The sequence below is a fragment of the Uliginosibacterium sp. H1 genome (assembly GCF_036017065.1).
Taxonomy (GTDB): Bacteria; Pseudomonadota; Gammaproteobacteria; order Burkholderiales; family Rhodocyclaceae; genus Uliginosibacterium.
The window spans coordinates 18,029-35,131 of the sequence record NZ_JAYXHR010000002.1 but is presented as its reverse complement, the minus strand read 5'-3'; the positions used below and the strand labels follow the sequence as shown (position 1 = coordinate 35,131).

The window sequence follows — 17,103 nt, the reverse complement described above, 5'->3', positions numbered from 1 at the left end:
TGCGGGTGCCCGAAAAGCGTACCGATGAGACGCTGCCGGATGCTTGCTCCCGGAATGCCAGTGGCCTATACCTCCAGGTGACAACACATTCTCTGGCAGGCCGGATCCGTCTTTCCGGGTTGCCTGAGGGGATCCTCCAGCCCACCCTGCAAGGAGCACTCAATGCGCTTTCATCCGGTCATCGCGATGGTCTTCGGGTTGGCTGTCTCGCTCAGCGCGGAGGCGACGGTGGTCGCTGCTGCCGGATGCGGCGCATGGGCGGACTTCTATGTTTCCCCTGGGGGTGCCCGATGTGCGCAGTTGTACGTGGAGCACAACACCGCCGTGATCACTGAACACGGTTGGACCGACACCGAGAGATTTGCTGTGGCGTCCTCCGCCTATGCGATTCACGCAGACTACGGCGATCTCCGCGGACGGGTGAGTGCGAACGCAAGTTTGCGTTTTTCACCCTCGGAGCCCGGCGGTTATGTGCTGGCATACGCTTGGGTAGATCTTCGTTACATCGACCAGGTTTCCGTCACAAGTCCGACCCTTGCCCACGGGACACCTGTCTCCTTGCTGTTCCGCGGGAGCGTGGAGGTGGATGCATCGGAATCGATCTACAACTACGCCGACGTTCGCTTCGCACTCGGATCGCAATCGGGAGGCCACTTGGAAAGCTATTGCTACGGCGACATCGCACCCGGTTGCTCGGACCGGTCTTGGTTCGGATACACCTCGTTCAGCCGCGCGGTCAGGACTTAGGTCGGGGATACGCTGACGCTTTCCGGCTTGCTGAACATATCAGTCGACATGGGTGTGTTCGGCAGCGAAGGGACAGGTTCGATCGACGCAGAGCAGGACATCGACGCGATCAGGGGCGCGCGTACCTACCTGGATGCCCTTACGGAGGATGTCATCCTTGTGAGCGCAAGCGGACACGACTACCAGATGGCCGCATCCGCTGTGCCGGCACCCCCGGCGCTCGCATGCTTGCTGGCCGGACTTGCGGTCATGCGCCTGAGTCGTAGCCGAGGCACGCGGGTTCAGGCAGCGTCTGATTCGTAGGTGAGATGAACGGGACGACGGCTTTGCCTCGCCGCCGCTCATTCCACCGCCAGCGCCCGCGTCGCCAGCGCCGCCGCAGCCGCCCGTGTCTCCACGCCCAGCTTCTCGAAGATGTGCTCCAGGTGCTTGTTCACCGTGCGCGGGCTCATGCCGAGGATCTCGCCGATGTCGCGGTTGGTCTTGCCCTTGGCGAGCCAGGACAGCACTTCGGTTTCGCGCTGCGTGAGCGAGGCGGCGGCGAGGCGGGCCTGCTCGGCGTGACCTGCGGCGTCGGCGTTGCGCACTTCCAGCAGCACCATGTATTCGCCGGCGCTGACGGTGCCGAGGCCGCGGGCCTGCAGGCTGCGGTCCTCGAGTGTCGCCAGGCGCGAGTGCGGGGCAATCTCGCCGTTGAGCAAGCGCTGGCGGAAGCTGTCGGGCAGGTTGCCTTCGTATTCCGGCAGGAAGTGGTGCAACCAGTAGGCGGCCTTCGGTGAACACCAGGCGATGCGGCCCTGGCTGTCGATCATGACGACGCCATGGCCGCCGACGTCGATGGCCTCGCGGGCCAGGCGGCTGGCGCGGGCATTGCGCACGTGGGTGGCGAGCCGCGCCAGCACCTCCTCCACGCGCACCGGCTTCACCACGTAGTCGACGCCGCCGGCGGCGAAGCCTTCGACGATGTGGCTGGTGTCGGACAGGCCGGTCATGAAGATCACCGGCACATGGGCCAGCGCGGCGTCGGCCTTGATGCGGCGGCAGGTCTCGAAGCCGGACAGGCCGGGCATCACGGCGTCCAGCAGCATGGCGTCCGGCACCGTGAGTGCAAGCGTCTCCAGTGCGGCCTCGCCGCTGCCGGCGAGCATCACGGTGTAGCCGGCGGCCTCCAGCGCTTCGCACAGGAAACCCTGGGCGGGCAGGGCGTCGTCCACCACCAGGACGGCGTGGCGATGCAGGGTTTCAGTGTTCAGTGACACGTATCGACTCCTTGAGGATGCGCTTCAGGCCTTCGAGGTCGAAGCGCTCCGCCAGCCGCGCGAGCAGGGCGCAGTCTTCGGCGGCATGCGGGTGTTCATGGGCCAGCTCGGTCAGCCGCTGGCGCAGCTGCGGCAACTTGCCGAACTGGACGAGGGTCAGCAGTTCGCCGACGTCGTCCTCGGGCAGGCGGCCGGACAGTTGCGTCGGCGTCAGCGCGCTTGCCGGCGCGGGTTGCGGCAGGGCGGTCTGCCAGCTCAGCCTGAGGTGGGTCGCCAGCGTGGCGAGCAGTTCGGATTCAACCACCGGCTTGCCGACGAAGGCCTGCGCGCCGGCACCGGCCAGTCGCTCGATGCGGTTCTCGAAGACGTTGGCCGACACCATGATGACCGGCGTGTCCACGAGGCCGCGCGCGCGCAGGCGGCGGCAGGTTTCCCAGCCGTCCATGTCGTCCATGCTGACGTCCATGAGGATCGCGTCCGGCACGGACTCGGCGATGCTCTCCATGCACTCGCGGCCGCTGGCGGCCTCGTGCACCGTGAAGCCCAATGGCACCAGCAGGCCGGCCAGCATGTGGCGCTGGTCGGGCTGGTCGTCGACGATCAGCAGGCTGCGGCGTGCGCCGTCGTAGCCGACGATGGGGCGGTGCTCGCGTGCGCCCGCCGGTGTGCTGAGTTCGCGCAGGTACAGGCGCAGCGTGAAGCGGCTGCCCATGCCGGGTTCGCTCTCCACCGCGATGTCGCCGCCCATCAGTTCGGTGAGCAGCTTGGTGATGGTGAGGCCCAGGCCGGTGCCGGGCTCCGACACGCGGCGGCCGGCGCTGCTGCGCTCGAAGGGCAGGAAGATGCGTTGCAGGTCTTCCGGCGCGATGCCGATGCCGGTGTCGATGATCTCGAAGCGCGCCACCTCCATGCGGTACTCCACGCGCAGGCGCACCACGCCCTGCTCGGTGAACTTCACCGCGTTGGCCAGCAGGTTGATGAGGATCTGCCGCAGCCGCTTGGCGTCGGCCATCACCTGCGCCGGCATGCGGCCGTGGCATTCCAGCTGGAAGCCCAGGCCCTTGGCGTGCGCCTGTGGCTGCACCATGCGTACCAGGTCGTCGATGAACTCGCGCAGCGGCAGCGGCGCCGGGTCCAGGCGCAGGCGGCCGGCCTCGATGCGGGCGAGGTCCAGCAGGCCGTCGATGAGGCTCAGCAGGTGTTCGCCGCTGCGGTGGATGGAGGCCACCGCCTCGCGCCGCTTGCCGTGCACGAAGCGGTCGCGCAGCAGGATCTGCGCGTAGCCGAAGATGCTGTTGAGCGGCGTGCGCAGTTCGTGCGACATGCCGGTGACGTAGCGCGTCTTGGCGAGGTTGGCGGCGTCCGCCACTTCCTTGGCGTGTTGCAGGGCGGCGTCGGTGCGGCGGTGGGCATCGATCTCGCGCGTCAGCAACTGGTTCTGGCGGTTGGATTCGTCCTGCGCCATGCGCCGGCTCTCGCTACCCAGCACCACCCACCAGCCGCACACCGCCACCACCAGCATCAGCATCGCGAAGGCCTTCTCGAAGCCGATGCGCAGGTGGGCACGCGCGGTCTCGTCGAGCTGGGCGCTGACGCTCTCCTGGTAGTACACCACGCCCATGATGGTGGCGAGCAGCAGGCCCAGCGAGGCGGTGACGAACACGTAGTGGCCGACGCGGAAGTTCACCCGCCGCGACATGCCGTCGGGCAGCAGGCGGGCCAGCGCGCCCAGCATCTGGTCGGCGGCTCGCGAGTTGGTCTTGCAGCGGTCGTGGCAGCGCGACTCCAGCGTGCAGCACAGCGAGCAGATGGCGCCGCCGTAGGCCGGGCAACGTGCCATGTCCTCGGCCTCGAAGCGGTTCTCGCACACCGTGCAGCGCACCAGCTCGCCGGGCTGCCACTCGGTGTGGCTGCTGCGCGCCAGGTTGTAGCGGCCGCGCGTGGCCACCGCCAGGATGGGCGCGGCCACCATCGCGACGCCCAGCGCGATGAACGGTGCGAAGGCCTGAGCACCGGGGCCGAAGTTGCCGGTGTAGGCGACGATGGCCAGCAGGGCAGCGATGAGCGTCGCCCCCAGGCCCACGGGGTTGAGGTCGTACAGGTGCGCGCGCTTGAACTCGATGTGGCGCGGCGACAGGCCCAGCGGCTTGTTGATGACGAGGTCCGCCACCAGCGCGCCCACCCACGCGATGGCCACGTTGCCGTACAGGCCCAGCACGTGCTCCAGCGCCTGGAACACGCCCAGCGACATCAGCAGGATGGCGATCAGCACGTTGAACACCAGCCACACCACGCGGCCCGGGTGGCTGTGGGTCAGGCGCGCGAAGAAGTTGGACCAGGCCAGCGAGCCGGCATAGGCGTTGGTGACGTTGATCTTCACCTGCGACACCACCACGAACACCACGGTGGCGAGCAGCGCCCAGCGTGCATCGCCGAACACATACTGGAAGCCGGCCAGGTACATCTGCGTCGGCTCCACCGCGCGTTCCGGCGGAATCTGCATCTGCAGCACCAGGTGGGCGAGGAAGGCGCCGCCCAGCATCTTCAGCATGCCCGGCACGATCCAGCCCGGCCCGGCCACCAGCACGGCGGCCCACCAGCGCACGCGGTTGCGCTTCGTCTTCTCCGGCAGGAAGCGCAGGTAGTCCACCTGTTCGCCGATTTGCACCACCAGCGCGAAGGCCACGGTGGCGGCGGCGCCGAACATCAGCCAGCTGAACTCGTTGCTGCCCGAGGTGTGGCCGGACAGGTCGGTGAACTCGCGGTAGGCCTCGGGGTGCTTGAACAGGATGGCCAGGAAGGGCAGCAGCAGCAGGGCCAGCCACACCGGCTGGGTCCACCACTGCAGGCGGTTGATCAGCGTGATGCCGTGCGTCACCAGCGGGATGATGAGCAACGAGGACAGCACGTAGCACAGCGACAGCGGCAGGTCGAAGTACATCTCCAGCGCCAGCGCCATGATGGCCGCCTCCAGCGCGAAGAAGATGAAGGTGAAGCTGGCGTAGATCAGCGAGGTGATGGTGGAGCCGAGGTAGCCGAAGCCGGCGCCGCGCGTCAGCAGGTCCATGTCCACGCCGTAGCGCGCGGCGTAGTAGCTGATCGGCAGGCCGGTCATGAAGGTGATGAGGCCCACCACGAGGATGGCCCACAGCGCGTTGGAGAAGCCGTAGTTCAGCGCCATCGCGCCGCCGATGGCCTCCAGCGCGAGGAAGGACACCGCGCCGAAGGCGGTGTTGGCGACGCGGAACTCCGACCAGCGCCGGAAGCTGCGCGGGGTGTAGCGCAGCGCGTAGTCCTCCAGCGTCTCGTTGGCGACCCAGGTGTTGTAGTCGCGGCGGACACGGAAGATTTTCTGGGTGGCGACGCTCATCGTCGGCAGGGCTCCTGAAGGTGCACCTCCGACGCAAGAACTGCTCCCGCTGCGGCCCGGCCACGTCGCCACGACGCGCCATCCGTCCGGTCATGTGTCCCGTGTCACGGCATGCGGCCATGGCAGCGGGTCTGCCGGCGCATCGACCATCGATCGGCGCGCGGCGGGCACATCGGGGCACATCGGGTGCATGAGTTCCTGCGCATCGAAGCTGTGCGCTATGGAGCGCATTGCGCCACTGCGGGGCACTCGCTGGCAACTTCGGGGCATACGTCGAATGACGTATGCCCCGGAACCCTGCGCGGATTGCGCGTACATCGCCCGCGCCCGCCGGAACCCTTGCGGGGCGCGGCTTGCGGGAGGCTGCGAACGGTTCTGTAGGACGGCGCTTACGTCGATTGACGTATAGGGCGCGTACGTCGTCGTCCGTACCTTGGGGCCCAAGCCGGAACGCCGGTCGATGCGCAGCAGGGAAGGTGGGAGTGCGGCACATCGGCAGGCGGACGAGGCGACCCGCAAACCTCATGGTGACAGCCCAAGGAGAGAGTCCATGTCGCACGACCACGATAATCACGATAGCCCCGAGTCCAACAATCGCCGCCGGCTCCTGCAGGGCATGGCCGCCCTGCCGCTGATCGGCCTGCCGGCGGTCAGCAACTTCGCGCGTGCCGCCAACATCCCCACCGCGCAGGTGAACACCACCAAGCTGGCGGTGACCGACACCGAGGTGGTGGTGGGTCAGCTGCACTCCGCCACCGGCACCATGGCGATCTCCGAGACCGGCTCCATCCAGGCCGAGCAGCTCGCCATCGACCAGATCAACGCCATGGGTGGCGTGCTGGGCCGCAAGATCCGCGTGATCAAGGAAGACGGCGCCTCCGACTGGCCGACCTTCGCCGAGAAGTCCAAGAAGCTGTTGATCAACGACCGCGCCGCCTGCGTGTTCGGCTGCTGGACGTCTGCGTCGCGCAAGGCTGTGCTGCCGGTGTTCGAGAAGGAAAACGGCCTGCTGTACTACCCGACCTTCTACGAAGGCCTGGAGCAGAGCAAGAACGTCATCTACACCGGCCAGGAAGCGACGCAGCAGATCCTTTGGGGCCTGGACTGGGCCAACACCGAGAAGAAGGCCAAGAGCTTCTTCCTCATCGGCTCCGACTACATCTGGCCGCGCACCTCGAACAAGATCGCGCGCAAGCACATCGAGAACAAGCTGAAGGGCAAGGTCGTCGGCGAGGAGTACTACCCGCTGGGCCACACCAACTTCAATTCGCTGATCAACAAGATCAAGCTGGCCAAGCCGGACTGCATCTACGCGGTGGTCGTCGGCGGCTCCAACGTGTCCTTCTACAAGCAGCTGAAGGCGGCCGGCATCACCGCCGACAAGCAGTTCCTGCTGACCATCTCGGTGACCGAGGACGAACTGCTGGGCATCGGCGGCGAGAACAGCGCGGGTTTCTACGCCTGCATGAAGTACTTCCAGTCGCTCGATAACCCGAACAACAAGAAGTTCGTCGAAGCCTTCAAGGCCAAGTACGGGCCCAAGTCGGTGATCGGCGACGTGACCCAGGCCGGCTACCTCGGCCCCTGGCTGTGGAAGGCCGCGGTGGAGAAAGCCAAGAGCTTCGACGTCGCCAAGGTGGCCGCCGCCTCGCCGGGCATCGAGTTCAAGGAAGCGCCGGAAGGCTACGTGAAGATCCACGAGAACCATCACCTGTGGAGCAAGGCACGTATCGGCCAGATGACGATGGACGGCCAGTTCAAGGTCGTCGCCGAGTCGCCCGAGCTGATCGTGCCGGACCCGTTCCCGAAGGGCTACCAGTAAGCAGCGGACGGCTCCTGTCGCAAGCGCGGCAGGAGCCGTGACGCCTGCACGGTGGCGCCGCGCAGCGTGCGCGGCAGCAGTTCCAGTTCTTCCCGCAGTCCTGTCTCTCACGGATGGAGAAACCGCATGTCTCTGACCGATATGTACAACATCGCCCTGATGCAGGGGTTCGCGGGCCTGTCGCTGTTCGCGGTACTGCTGCTCATGGGCCTGGGCCTGGCCATCATCTTCGGACAGATGGGCGTGATCAACATGGCGCATGGCGAGTTCATGGCCATCGGCGCCTACACGATCTTCCTGTTCTCCACGCTGACGCAGAACTACCTGCCGAATGCGATGCAGATGTACTTCCCGTTCGCGATCTGCATCGCCTTCATCGTCGCATTCATCGTCGGATGGTTCGTCGAGTGGGCGCTGATACGCCACCTCTACAAACGGCCGCTCGACACGCTGCTCGCTACCTGGGGCCTCAGCCTCGGCATGCAGCAGATCTTCCGTTCCACCTTCGGTCCCAAGGAAGTCAGCCCCACGCTGCCTGACTGGCTGATGGGCTCCTGGGCGCCCAGCGAGGGCCTGGACATTCCCATCAACGGCATGTTCGTGCTGGCGCTCACCGCGCTGGTCACCGGGCTGGTGATGCTGGCGCTCTACAAGTCGCGCTGGGGGCTGCGTGTGCGCGCCACCGTGTCCAACCGCGTGATGGCCAATGCAATCGGCATCAACACCAGGAAGACCGACCGCCTGACGTTTGCCATCGGCTGCGGCATCGCCGGCGTGGCGGGCGCGGCCTTCACCACCATCGGCTCCACCGGCCCCACCAGCGGCTCGCTGTACATCGTGGACGCCTTCCTGGTGGTGACCTTCGGTGGCGCGGCCAGCCTGCTCGGCACCGTGGCCTCGGCCTTCGGCATCGCCCAGACGCAGTCCATCGCCGAGTTCTTCATGACCGGCTCGATGGCCAAGGTGCTCACGCTGATGATGATCATCAGCATCCTCATGATCCGGCCTCAAGGTCTGTTCGCCTCGAAAGTCCGTCGTTGAGTCACCCAGGAGAACGAACCATGACCCCCGCAATGACCTCCCTCAAAGACGGCCTGCTCAAGGGCGGCCTCGGCAGCCTGCTGATCCTGGCCCTCATCATCCTGGTGGTGTTCCCGCTCACGCTGGACCTGTTCCGCCTCAACCTCGTCGGCAAGTACCTGACCTACGGCTTCGTCGCCATCGGCCTGGTGATGCTGTGGGGCTACGGCGGTGTGCTGAGCCTCGGGCAGGGCGTGTTCTTCGGCCTCGGTGGCTACTGCATGGCGATGTTCCTGAAGCTGGAAGCCTCGGACCCGGAGACCACCAAGATCCAGTCCACCCCCGGCATCCCCGACTTCATGGACTGGAACCAGCTCACCGAGCTGCCCTTTTGGTGGAAGCCCTTCTACAGCCTGCCACTGACGATGATCGCGATCATCGCCATCCCCTCGCTGCTCGCCTTCATCATCAGCTTCGCGATGTTCAAGCGGCGCGTGGGCGGGGTGTACTTCGCGATCATCACGCAGGCGGTGGCGCTGGTGTTGTCGGTACTCATCATCGGCCAGCAGGGCTACACCGGCGGCGTGAACGGCATGACCGACCTGAAGACCATGCTGGGCTGGGACACGCGCACCGACAGCGCCAAGTACATCCTGTACTTCGTCAGCGCCGGCCTGCTCATCGTGTCCATCCTGCTGTGCATGTGGGTGCAGAAGAGCAAGCTCGGCACCCTGCTGCTGGCGATGCGCGACAAGGAGGACCGCGTGCGCTTCTCCGGCTACGACGTGTCGATGTTCAAGGTCTTCGTGTTCTGCCTGGCGGCGGCGCTGTCGGCCATCGGCGGCGCGATGTTCACGCTGCAGGTCGGCTTCATGTCACCCAGCTTCGTCGGCATCGTGCCCAGCATCGAGATGGTGATCTTCGCCGCGGTGGGCGGGCGCATGTCGCTGGTCGGCGCGGTGTATGGCGCGCTGCTGGTGAACTTCGGCAAGACCTACTTCTCCGAGACGGCGCCCGACCTCTGGCTGTTCCTGATGGCCGCGCTGTTCATCGGCGTCGTGCTGGCCTTCCCCAACGGCCTGGCCGGCCTGTACGAGAGCCACATCAAGCCGTGGATCGCACGTCGCGTGGCGGCGCGCAAGGCCAGCGTCACGCCACGCACGCCGGCGGCCCCCACGCCACCCTCAACATCCTTGAGCAGCAGCGCGCCACCCGCCGCGCCGGCCCGCGCCTGAGCGAAGGAGACATGCCATGAGCAATACCGACTTCGTGCTGGCGGTGGAAGACCTCACCGTGTCCTTCGACGGCTTCAAGGCCATCGACAGCCTCAACCTCTACGTCGACAAGAACGAGCTGCGCGTGATCATCGGCCCCAACGGCGCCGGCAAGACCACGCTGCTCGACCTCATCTGCGGCAAGACGAAAGCCAGCAAGGGCAGCATCAAGTTCAAGAACGAGGAACTCACCAGGCTGCCGGAGTACGGCATCGTCCGCAAGGGCGTGGGCCGCAAGTTCCAGACGCCGTCCATCTACGAGAACCTCAGCGTCTTCCAGAACCTGGAAGTGTCCTTCCCGCGCGGTCGTGGCGTGTTCGGCGCGCTCCGGTTCAAGTGCAACGCCGAGGTGCGTGAGCGGGTGCAGAGCGTGGCGGAAGAGATCGGCCTCGCGGAGAAGCTGCACACCGAGGCCGGCCTGCTGTCGCACGGCCAGAAGCAGTGGCTGGAGATCGGCATGCTGCTGATGCAGGACCCGGAGCTGCTGATGCTCGACGAACCCATCGCCGGCATGAGCGTGCGTGAACGCGAACTCACCGCCGAGCTGCTGCAACGCATCTGCCAGAACCGCTCGATGATCGTCATCGAACACGACATGGAGTTCGTCAAGCGCATCGCCTCCAAGGTCACCGTCATGCACCAGGGAAAGATCCTCGCGGAAGGCTCGATGGACAAGGTGCAGAGCGACCCGAAGGTCATCGACGTGTACCTGGGTCACTGAGTCGGCCACTGAGTGCGCCACTGAATCGATCACCGGGCAGAGCATCGAGCATGGACACCATTCGCACACTACCTCGTCATTCCCGCCCTTCGACAAGCTCAGGGTCAACCGAGCTGCGCCCGAGCGGGAATCCAGTGTCGTTCAACACCCGCATACAGTCGTCGAAATCCCGTCCGGTCCCCGAGCTTGTCGAGGGGCGCGGGATTGACGGCAAGAAGGAGAAATCATGCTGAACGTATCCGACCTCTTCGTGAGCTACGGCCAGAGCGAGGCCCTGCACGGCATCTCGTTCGCCGCCAACAAGAACGAGACGGTGGCCATCATGGGCCGCAACGGCATGGGCAAGACCACGCTGTTCAAGTCGCTGATGGGCGTGCTGCCCAGCAAGGCCGGCAAGGTGGAAGTCGCCGGCCAGGACGTGACGAAGGACGAGAGCTATCGCCGCGTCGCCAAGGGCATCGCCTACGTGCCGCAGGGCCGCATGATCTTCCCGACCCTGAGCGTGGAAGAGAACATCCAGACCGGCCTGGAGAACGCGAAGGACAAGCGCATTCCTGAGGACATCTACGCACTGTTCCCGGTGCTGTGGGACATGCGTCGCCGCAAGGGCGGCAACCTGTCCGGTGGCCAGCAGCAACAGCTGGCGATCGCACGCGCACTGGTCACCAACCCCAAGGTGCTGCTGCTCGACGAGCCCACCGAGGGCATCCAGCCTTCGATCATCAAGGACATCGCCAAGGCGCTGAACGAGATCCGCAAGCTGCGCGAGATCACCATCGTCGTGTCCGAGCAGGTGCTGTCCTTCGCGATGGACGTGGCCGACCGCCTGTTCGTCATCGAGGGCGGCCGCCTGGTGCATGAGAGCTCGCGCGCCGACACGGATACCGCACGCATCAAGGAATTCCTTTCGGTCTGAGAGGCGCGCCTCGAAGGTCCGTTGCGTTACACCCAAAACCGCTCAAGGAGAGAGCCATGCCTGAAAAACTCATCACCGTAGACCTCAAGCAGTCGCCCTACGAGAACGCCAACATCCACAACCGCTGGCACCCGGACATCCCGATGACCTGCTGGGTGAACCCCGGCGACGACTTTGTGCTGGAGACCTACGACTGGACCGGCGGCTACATCCAGAACAACGACAGCGCGGACGATGTGCGCGACGTGGACCTCACCACCGTGCACTTCCTGTCCGGGCCGGTCGGCGTAAAGGGCGCGGAGCCCGGCGACCTGCTGGTGGTGGACCTGCTGGACATCGGCGCCAAGGAAGACAGCCTGTGGGGCTTCAACGGCTTCTTCTCCAAGCAGAACGGTGGTGGCTTCCTGACCGAGCACTTCCCGCTGGCGCAGAAGTCCATCTGGGACATCGAGGGCATGTTCACCAAGAGCCGTCACGTGCCCGGCGTGCGCTACGCCGGCCTGATCCACCCGGGTCTGATCGGCTGCCTGCCCGACAAGAAGATGCTAGACATGTGGAACGAGCGCGAGGTGGATTTCATTTCCACCAACCCGACGCGCGTGCCGCCGCTGGCCAACGCCCCGTTCGCCAAGACCGCGCACGCCGGCAAGGCCATCGGTGACGTCGCCGCGAAGATCGCCGCCGAGGGTGCGCGCACCGTGCCGCCGCGCGAGCACGGTGGCAACTGCGACATCAAGGACCTGTCGCGCGGCTCCAAGATCTTCTTCCCGGTGTACGTCGACGGCGCCGGCCTGTCGGTGGGCGACCTGCACTTCAGCCAGGGCGACGGCGAGATCACCTTCTGCGGCGCCATCGAGATGGCCGGCTGGGTGCACATGAAGGTCGAGCTGATAAAGGGCGGCATGGAGAAGTACGGCATCAAGAACCCCATCTTCAAACCCAGCCCGATCACGCCCAAGTACGACGACTACCTGATCTTCGAAGGCATCTCGGTGGACGAGTACGGCAAGCAGCACTACCTGGACGTGCACGTCGCCTACCGCCAGGCCTGCCTCAACGCCATCGAGTACCTCAAGAAGTTCGGCTACTCCGGCGCGCAGGCCTATTCCATCCTCGGCACGGCGCCGGTGCAGGGCCATATCAGCGGCGTGGTGGACATCCCGAACGCCTGCGCGACGCTGTGGCTGCCGACCGACATCTTCGAGTTCGACATCAACCCGACCGCGGCCGGGCCGGTGAAGTATCTGGATGGCTCCATCCAGATGCCAATTTCGCAGGACAAGTAAGTTGCTTGCACACACCCTCTCTCGCTGCGGGAGAGGGTGTCGTCAACTGATGCAACCCGGAAGCCGCAACAGAATGGAGTGAAGCGCAGCGTAACGGTTCTGGCCAGGCGCATCGCCGCAGACAGTACAAGTGGTACGGCAAGGCGATGCAACGACGCCAGAACCATTCTGTTGCGGCTTCCAGCAAGGAGAACACTCATGCCTCTCTACGACTACCAATGCCAGGACTGCGGCCAGTTCGAAGTGATGCGCCGCATGGCAGACCGCGAAGCGCCGGTGCATTGCCCGCAGTGCGGTGCCGCTGCCTCGCGCCTGCTGGTCGCACCGTCCTTCGCCAGCATGTCCACCGAACTGCGCGTCGCGCACTCCACCAACGAGCGCGCGCGACACGAACCCAAACGCTCCGGTGGTCACGTGCATGGCCCCGGTTGCGGCTGCGGCAGCAGCACCGGCAAGAGCGCCACCGTGAAGGCGCCGGATGGCAGCAAGGCCTTTCCCACCAAGCGGCCCTGGATGATCAGTCACTGACTCCCACTTCGTCGTTCGCGGCAGCGGGAACCCCGCGGCTTTCGCGAAGCATCGACGACACTGGGAGTTCCGCAGCTCGCGGCACGACGTGCAGCGTTCCGCACGCCGCGGGCAGATTTCACCGCGCATGAGTCGCAGCCGGACATGCGGCCGGCTGCGCTTCTTTCGGCCACCTTCGCGGGTGGCCGCCTTTTTCCGGGACCTGCATGTGAGGCTTGCGTGTGGAGCCTTGCGGCGTGTCTGCGCGTGGCCGTCGCCGGCCTCGCTTCCGCATTCATGAACCTCTCGTGACGCTGCCGCGGCAGGCAGCTCCGCCACGCCATCGCTGCGTGCGGCATGACTCACGTGCAGCCTGCGGATAGCCCCGGCCTGGTCGGTACAGGCCCACCCCGGCACTCCCCTGTAACGCCCATGTAATGTGCGTTACAGGCAGAACTTCGTGCGCAACGGCGAGTCTGTGCAGGGGCAGGTGAACCCCTGTACAGACGCGCAGCGCAGGAGGCGTTTTTCCTCGTGCGCCTGTCTCTCCAAACCTCTTGCTGGAAGCGTGGAAGGATGGTCATGCAACAGTTGTACATCACCGCAGTCAAGGTGAGATCGGGTACCGATGAAGTCACGCACGTGACGCTGGGCGTCGCCGACGGCGATACCAACCGGTGGGCCGAGATGCCGACCGTGCAGGACGTGGACCGCGCGATCGCGGCGCTCGACCGTGGTCATCCCGTCAGGGTCCTCAAGGCGACATCGGGCGGGGCGACGCCGGGGCCGGAGGTCTTCAAGATCAACCTTCCCGCCGGGCGCTCCACCATCGGCTTCAAGAAGACCGACCCGCAGCTGGCAACCTGGGCCGACGTCCCGGCGATCTGATCGCCTGCGGGCGTGGCGGGAAGTTGCGTTCGCGGGACGAAGACCAGTCCCGCCGGGTTGCTGACGCGGTCTTTCACTGTGTTACGAGACCTGGCGCGGCCTTTGTGACACCGGCGTGATGCGCGACAATGCCGCCTCCCCACACCGACATCCGTCACGCCATGCTGCGCATCCTCCTGCTCGCCGCCGCTCTCGTCCTCACCGCCTGCGCCAGGGACGACGCCCCGCACTTCAACACGACGGACGTCACCGGCTCCGCCTGGGGTCCCGGCCTCAAGCTGCCGGACGCCCACGGCAAGGAGCGCACGCTGGCGGACTTCAAGGGGCACGCGGTGGCGGTGTTCTTCGGCTTCACGCAGTGCCCCGACGTGTGCCCCACCGGCATGCTGATGCTGTCCGAGGTGGTCAAGAAGCTGGGCCCGGATGGCGACAAGCTGGATGTCATCTTCGTGACGGTCGACCCCAACCGCGACACGCCGGAATTGCTGCAGGCCTACATGAACGCCTTCAATCCGCGTTTCGTCGCGCTGCGTGGCACGGAGGAGCAGACGGCGGCCATCGCCAAGGAGTTCAAGGTCTTCTACGAGAAGCGTGGTGACGTGGCCGGCGGCACCTACACGATGGACCACACCGCCGCCTTCTTCATCTTCGACCCGCAGGGCAGGGCACGTCTCTTCGTGCGTCACGGCGAGACGCCGGAGCGCGTCGCGCAGGACGTCAAGCAGCTGATCGACGGCAAGTAGGCGGCCCGCAGGCGGCAAACAGGCGACAAGCAGGCGACAGGCAGGTCGGCCGGCCGTCGCGCCCGCAATGTTCAGGCTGCCTGGCGGATGACCTGTGCCACGTCGAGGAAGGACTTGAGCAGCAGGCTCTCGCGGCGCTCCTGCAGGCAATACAGGTAGGTCTCGGTACTGGCGGGGTCGCCCTCGATGCGCACCGGGCGGATGCGCGGGTCCGGGATGAATTCCGCCTCCGACACCGCGCCGATGCCGATGCCGCGCGCCACCGCTTCACGCAGGGCTTCGCGGCTGCCGATCTCCATGGTGGTAACGGTGCGCACACCTGCCTCCGCCATCGCGGCCTCCAGCACCCGTCGCGTACTGGAACCCTGTTCGCGCTGGAGCATGCGCTGGTCCTGCAGCTCCTCGATACGCACGCTGCTGCGTTGCGCGAAGGGGTGCTCGTGGTGCACGAACAGGATGATCGCGTGCCGCGCGTAGCGCATCGCGCTGAAACCCGGCGCGTCGTGGAAGCGGGCCAGCACGCCGATGTCCACCACGTAGTTCTCCAGGTCCTCGAAGACTTCCACCGAGTTGCCGATGCGGATCGACACCTCCACGCGCGGATAGCGGCGCCGGTAGGCATCCACCATCTCGGTGACGTGGAAGGGGCCGACCGCGCCCAGCTTCAGGTGGCCGCTGTTCAGCTCGCCGCAATCGTGCAGCAGGCTGTAGGCCTCGGTTTCCAGCGAGGACATCTGGCGCACGATCGGCAGCAGGCGCAGGCCGACCTCCGACAGTTCGATGCGCCGGCCGCGGCGGTGGAACAGTTCCACCCGGTACTGCTGTTCCAGGCCCTGTACCTGCGTGGTCAGCGTCGGCTGGCTGAGGCCCAGCGCGCGGGCGGCGGCGCTGAAGCTGCCGTGCTGGGCGACGGCCAGGAAGGCGCGGAGACGGGCTGTAGACATCTATAGGTCTGGTCGATGGATGGAGTGAGCCGCGCATATTGAATCGATTGCGCGACAGTCATGTGACGTTCCTACGCTGGCGGCTCCTTTCACCCCAAGGAGCGTTCCCATGAAACAAGCAGTCCTGCAGTCCCTGCGACGGATGACCGTCCGCGCCTCCGCCGTGCTCGTGTCCGGCCTGCTGTATGCCGGCCCCGGCTTCGCCGCCGCGCTGGATGCATTCACCCAGACGCCCAACGCCGCCATCGCCGGCTACAACACCGAGCGCCTCAGCGCGGTGACGCCGGAAGCCTGCGCCGCGGCCTGCACGGCCGGCTCGCGCGCCGCCTGGTGCGTGTCCTTCGACTACAACCGCTCCGCGCAATGGTGCGACCTCAGCGACAAGCGCGCGGCGGACGTCGGCGGGCTGAAGACCGATTACGCCGGCAATCCCTACGACCACTACAGCCTGAAGCCGAATCCGCTGGCGTCCTTCCTGCAGACGCCCAACGCCGCCATCTCCGGCCACAACACCGAGCAACTCACCAACGTGCAGCCGGCCGACTGCGCCGCTGCCTGTACCGCTGCCAGCCGCAGCGGCTGGTGCAGGTCCTTCGACTATCACAAGGCCACTGCGAAGTGCGACCTCAGCGACAAGCGCGCGAGCGATGTCGGCGGGCTGAAGACCGACTACGCCGGCAACCCGTACGACCATTACGCGCTGGTCGCCGGCGGCAGCATTCCGAACCCGGTTCCCGGCAAGAAGCACATCCTGCTGATCGGCCTCGACGGCCTGCGTGGTGACGCGATCCTGTGCCCCACCTGTGTCGCCACGCCCGCGATGTCGGCCCTCGCCGCGGGCGGAGCCTTCCATCGCAACGTGCTGGCCGGTGGCACGCAGTCCACCATCAGCGGTCCCGGCTGGGCCTCGGTGTTCACGGGCTACTGGGCCGACCAGCATGGTGTGACTTCGAACGCCACCAACCTGCCGCTGCGCAAGCCGCACGTGTTCGACCTGATCGAGCAGGCCTACCCGACGGCGACGACGGCAATCGTGGGTGACTGGTACAACATCACCAACAACCTGAAGCCGGCCGGTGCCGACTACGTGGTGGCGAACGCCAGCAAGAATTCGCAGCAGGCCACCGATACCGTGAAGGCGTGGCTGGGCTGGACGCATGCGCCGACGGCGATCTTCTACTACCTGCATCGCACCGACATCCACGCCACCGCCTACGATCCGGCCAACGCCTACTACCGCAGCCAGATCGCCGCCGAGGACGCGCAGATCCAGCAGGTACTCAACGCACTGGTGGCGCGCCCCAACTACGCCAACGAGGACTGGCTGATCATCGTCACCTCCGACCACGGCGGCACCGGCAGCGGACACGGCGGGCAGACCGCGGCGGAGCGCAGCACGCCGCTGATCCTCAACAACACCTGGGGGCGCACGGGCAAGACGCCGTATTGCAGCGGCGACCTGGGCGCCACCCAGCTGCTGCAGATCGACGGCACCACGCCGCACATCCTGGACTTCCTCGGCCTGCCCAACCCGACCCCGGGCCGCAAGCATCCGGACTGCTGATCTCCCCTCTGGTGTGAGCAGGACAAACCCCTGCCGCTTGCG

14 protein-coding genes are annotated in these 17,103 nt (G+C 66.1%); 11 read left to right on the top strand and 3 right to left on the bottom strand.

Features of this window, described 5'->3' with window-relative positions; all coding sequences use genetic code 11:
* Positions 1 to 162: 162 nt before the first annotated feature.
* Positions 163 to 747 (top strand): hypothetical protein, encoded by a 585-nt coding sequence (locus VVD47_RS09615; protein ID WP_327603241.1) that lies wholly within the window; start codon positions 163 to 165, stop codon positions 745 to 747.
* Between the two features lie 341 nt (positions 748 to 1,088).
* Here the strand turns inward: VVD47_RS09615 and VVD47_RS09610 are convergent, their stop codons facing one another.
* Positions 1,089 to 2,006 (bottom strand): response regulator, encoded by a 918-nt coding sequence (locus tag VVD47_RS09610; protein ID WP_327603240.1) that lies wholly within the window; start codon positions 2,004 to 2,006, stop codon positions 1,089 to 1,091.
* Positions 1,990 to 5,376 carry a hybrid sensor histidine kinase/response regulator gene (locus VVD47_RS09605; RefSeq protein WP_327603239.1) on the bottom strand — a complete coding sequence of 1,129 codons (3,387 nt, stop codon included), beginning with the start codon at positions 5,374 to 5,376 and terminating at the stop codon, positions 1,990 to 1,992. Before VVD47_RS09605 ends, VVD47_RS09610 begins: the two co-directional genes overlap by 17 nt.
* Before the next feature lie 550 nt (positions 5,377 to 5,926).
* Between VVD47_RS09605 and urtA the strand changes: the two genes are divergently transcribed.
* The 9 genes from urtA to VVD47_RS09560 all read left to right on the top strand — a co-directional run bounded on the left by urtA (position 5,927) and on the right by VVD47_RS09560 (position 14,553).
* Positions 5,927 to 7,198, top strand: a complete 1,272-nt coding sequence (gene urtA, locus VVD47_RS09600) for an urea ABC transporter substrate-binding protein (protein ID WP_327603238.1) — start codon at positions 5,927 to 5,929, stop codon at positions 7,196 to 7,198.
* 126 nt (positions 7,199 to 7,324) lie between these two features.
* Positions 7,325 to 8,239 carry an urea ABC transporter permease subunit UrtB gene (urtB, locus tag VVD47_RS09595; RefSeq protein ID WP_327603237.1) on the top strand — a complete coding sequence of 305 codons (915 nt, stop codon included), beginning with the start codon at positions 7,325 to 7,327 and terminating at the stop codon, positions 8,237 to 8,239.
* Positions 8,240 to 8,259: 20 nt separating this feature from the next.
* Entirely contained in the window at positions 8,260 to 9,453 is a 1,194-nt protein-coding gene (gene urtC, locus VVD47_RS09590) for an urea ABC transporter permease subunit UrtC (protein WP_327603236.1), read from the top strand.
* A gap of 16 nt (positions 9,454 to 9,469) precedes the next feature.
* Positions 9,470 to 10,213, top strand: coding sequence for an urea ABC transporter ATP-binding protein UrtD (gene urtD / locus VVD47_RS09585; protein ID WP_327603235.1), 744 nt, complete (start codon positions 9,470 to 9,472; stop codon positions 10,211 to 10,213).
* Positions 10,214 to 10,439: 226 nt separating this feature from the next.
* Positions 10,440 to 11,129 carry an urea ABC transporter ATP-binding subunit UrtE gene (gene urtE, locus VVD47_RS09580; RefSeq protein ID WP_327603234.1) on the top strand — a complete coding sequence of 230 codons (690 nt, stop codon included), beginning with the start codon at positions 10,440 to 10,442 and terminating at the stop codon, positions 11,127 to 11,129.
* Positions 11,130 to 11,185: 56 nt separating this feature from the next.
* Positions 11,186 to 12,415: a formamidase gene (gene fmdA / locus VVD47_RS09575; RefSeq protein ID WP_327603233.1), complete on the top strand. Its 1,230-nt coding sequence runs from the start codon at positions 11,186 to 11,188 to the stop codon at positions 12,413 to 12,415.
* 198 nt (positions 12,416 to 12,613) lie between these two features.
* Positions 12,614 to 12,943 carry an FmdB family zinc ribbon protein gene (locus VVD47_RS09570; protein ID WP_327603232.1) on the top strand — a complete coding sequence of 110 codons (330 nt, stop codon included), beginning with the start codon at positions 12,614 to 12,616 and terminating at the stop codon, positions 12,941 to 12,943.
* 561 nt (positions 12,944 to 13,504) lie between these two features.
* A complete protein-coding gene (locus VVD47_RS09565; protein ID WP_327603231.1) occupies positions 13,505 to 13,810 on the top strand; it encodes a hypothetical protein in 306 nt (101 codons plus the stop codon).
* Between the two features lie 128 nt (positions 13,811 to 13,938).
* Positions 13,939 to 14,553 (top strand): SCO family protein, encoded by a 615-nt coding sequence (locus VVD47_RS09560; protein WP_327603230.1) that lies wholly within the window; start codon positions 13,939 to 13,941, stop codon positions 14,551 to 14,553.
* A gap of 71 nt (positions 14,554 to 14,624) precedes the next feature.
* On the opposite strand, the gene VVD47_RS09555 is transcribed toward VVD47_RS09560, so the two are convergent.
* Entirely contained in the window at positions 14,625 to 15,497 is an 873-nt protein-coding gene (locus tag VVD47_RS09555) for a LysR substrate-binding domain-containing protein (protein ID WP_327603229.1), read from the bottom strand.
* 109 nt (positions 15,498 to 15,606) lie between these two features.
* Here VVD47_RS09555 and VVD47_RS09550 point away from each other — a divergent pair, with 109 nt between their 5' ends.
* Entirely contained in the window at positions 15,607 to 17,061 is a 1,455-nt protein-coding gene (locus tag VVD47_RS09550; RefSeq protein ID WP_327603228.1) for a PAN domain-containing protein, read from the top strand.
* Positions 17,062 to 17,103: the final 42 nt, after the last annotated feature.

Excerpts from the sequence above, each read along its gene's own strand:
- VVD47_RS09615 (WP_327603241.1), top strand. The coding sequence starts at position 163 with ATGCGCTTTCATCCGGTCATCGCGATGGTCTTCGGGTTGGCTGTCTCG.
- VVD47_RS09605 (WP_327603239.1), bottom strand. The coding sequence starts at position 5,376 with ATGAGCGTCGCCACCCAGAAAATCTTCCGTGTCCGCCGCGACTACAAC.
- urtA (WP_327603238.1), top strand. The coding sequence starts at position 5,927 with ATGTCGCACGACCACGATAATCACGATAGCCCCGAGTCCAACAATCGC.
- urtB (WP_327603237.1), top strand. The coding sequence starts at position 7,325 with ATGTCTCTGACCGATATGTACAACATCGCCCTGATGCAGGGGTTCGCG.
- urtC (WP_327603236.1), top strand. The coding sequence starts at position 8,260 with ATGACCCCCGCAATGACCTCCCTCAAAGACGGCCTGCTCAAGGGCGGC.
- urtD (WP_327603235.1), top strand. The coding sequence starts at position 9,470 with ATGAGCAATACCGACTTCGTGCTGGCGGTGGAAGACCTCACCGTGTCC.
- urtE (WP_327603234.1), top strand. The coding sequence starts at position 10,440 with ATGCTGAACGTATCCGACCTCTTCGTGAGCTACGGCCAGAGCGAGGCC.
- fmdA (WP_327603233.1), top strand. The coding sequence starts at position 11,186 with ATGCCTGAAAAACTCATCACCGTAGACCTCAAGCAGTCGCCCTACGAG.
- VVD47_RS09570 (WP_327603232.1), top strand. The coding sequence starts at position 12,614 with ATGCCTCTCTACGACTACCAATGCCAGGACTGCGGCCAGTTCGAAGTG.
- VVD47_RS09565 (WP_327603231.1), top strand. The coding sequence starts at position 13,505 with ATGCAACAGTTGTACATCACCGCAGTCAAGGTGAGATCGGGTACCGAT.
- VVD47_RS09560 (WP_327603230.1), top strand. The coding sequence starts at position 13,939 with ATGCCGCCTCCCCACACCGACATCCGTCACGCCATGCTGCGCATCCTC.
- VVD47_RS09555 (WP_327603229.1), bottom strand. The coding sequence starts at position 15,497 with ATGTCTACAGCCCGTCTCCGCGCCTTCCTGGCCGTCGCCCAGCACGGC.
- VVD47_RS09550 (WP_327603228.1), top strand. The coding sequence starts at position 15,607 with ATGAAACAAGCAGTCCTGCAGTCCCTGCGACGGATGACCGTCCGCGCC.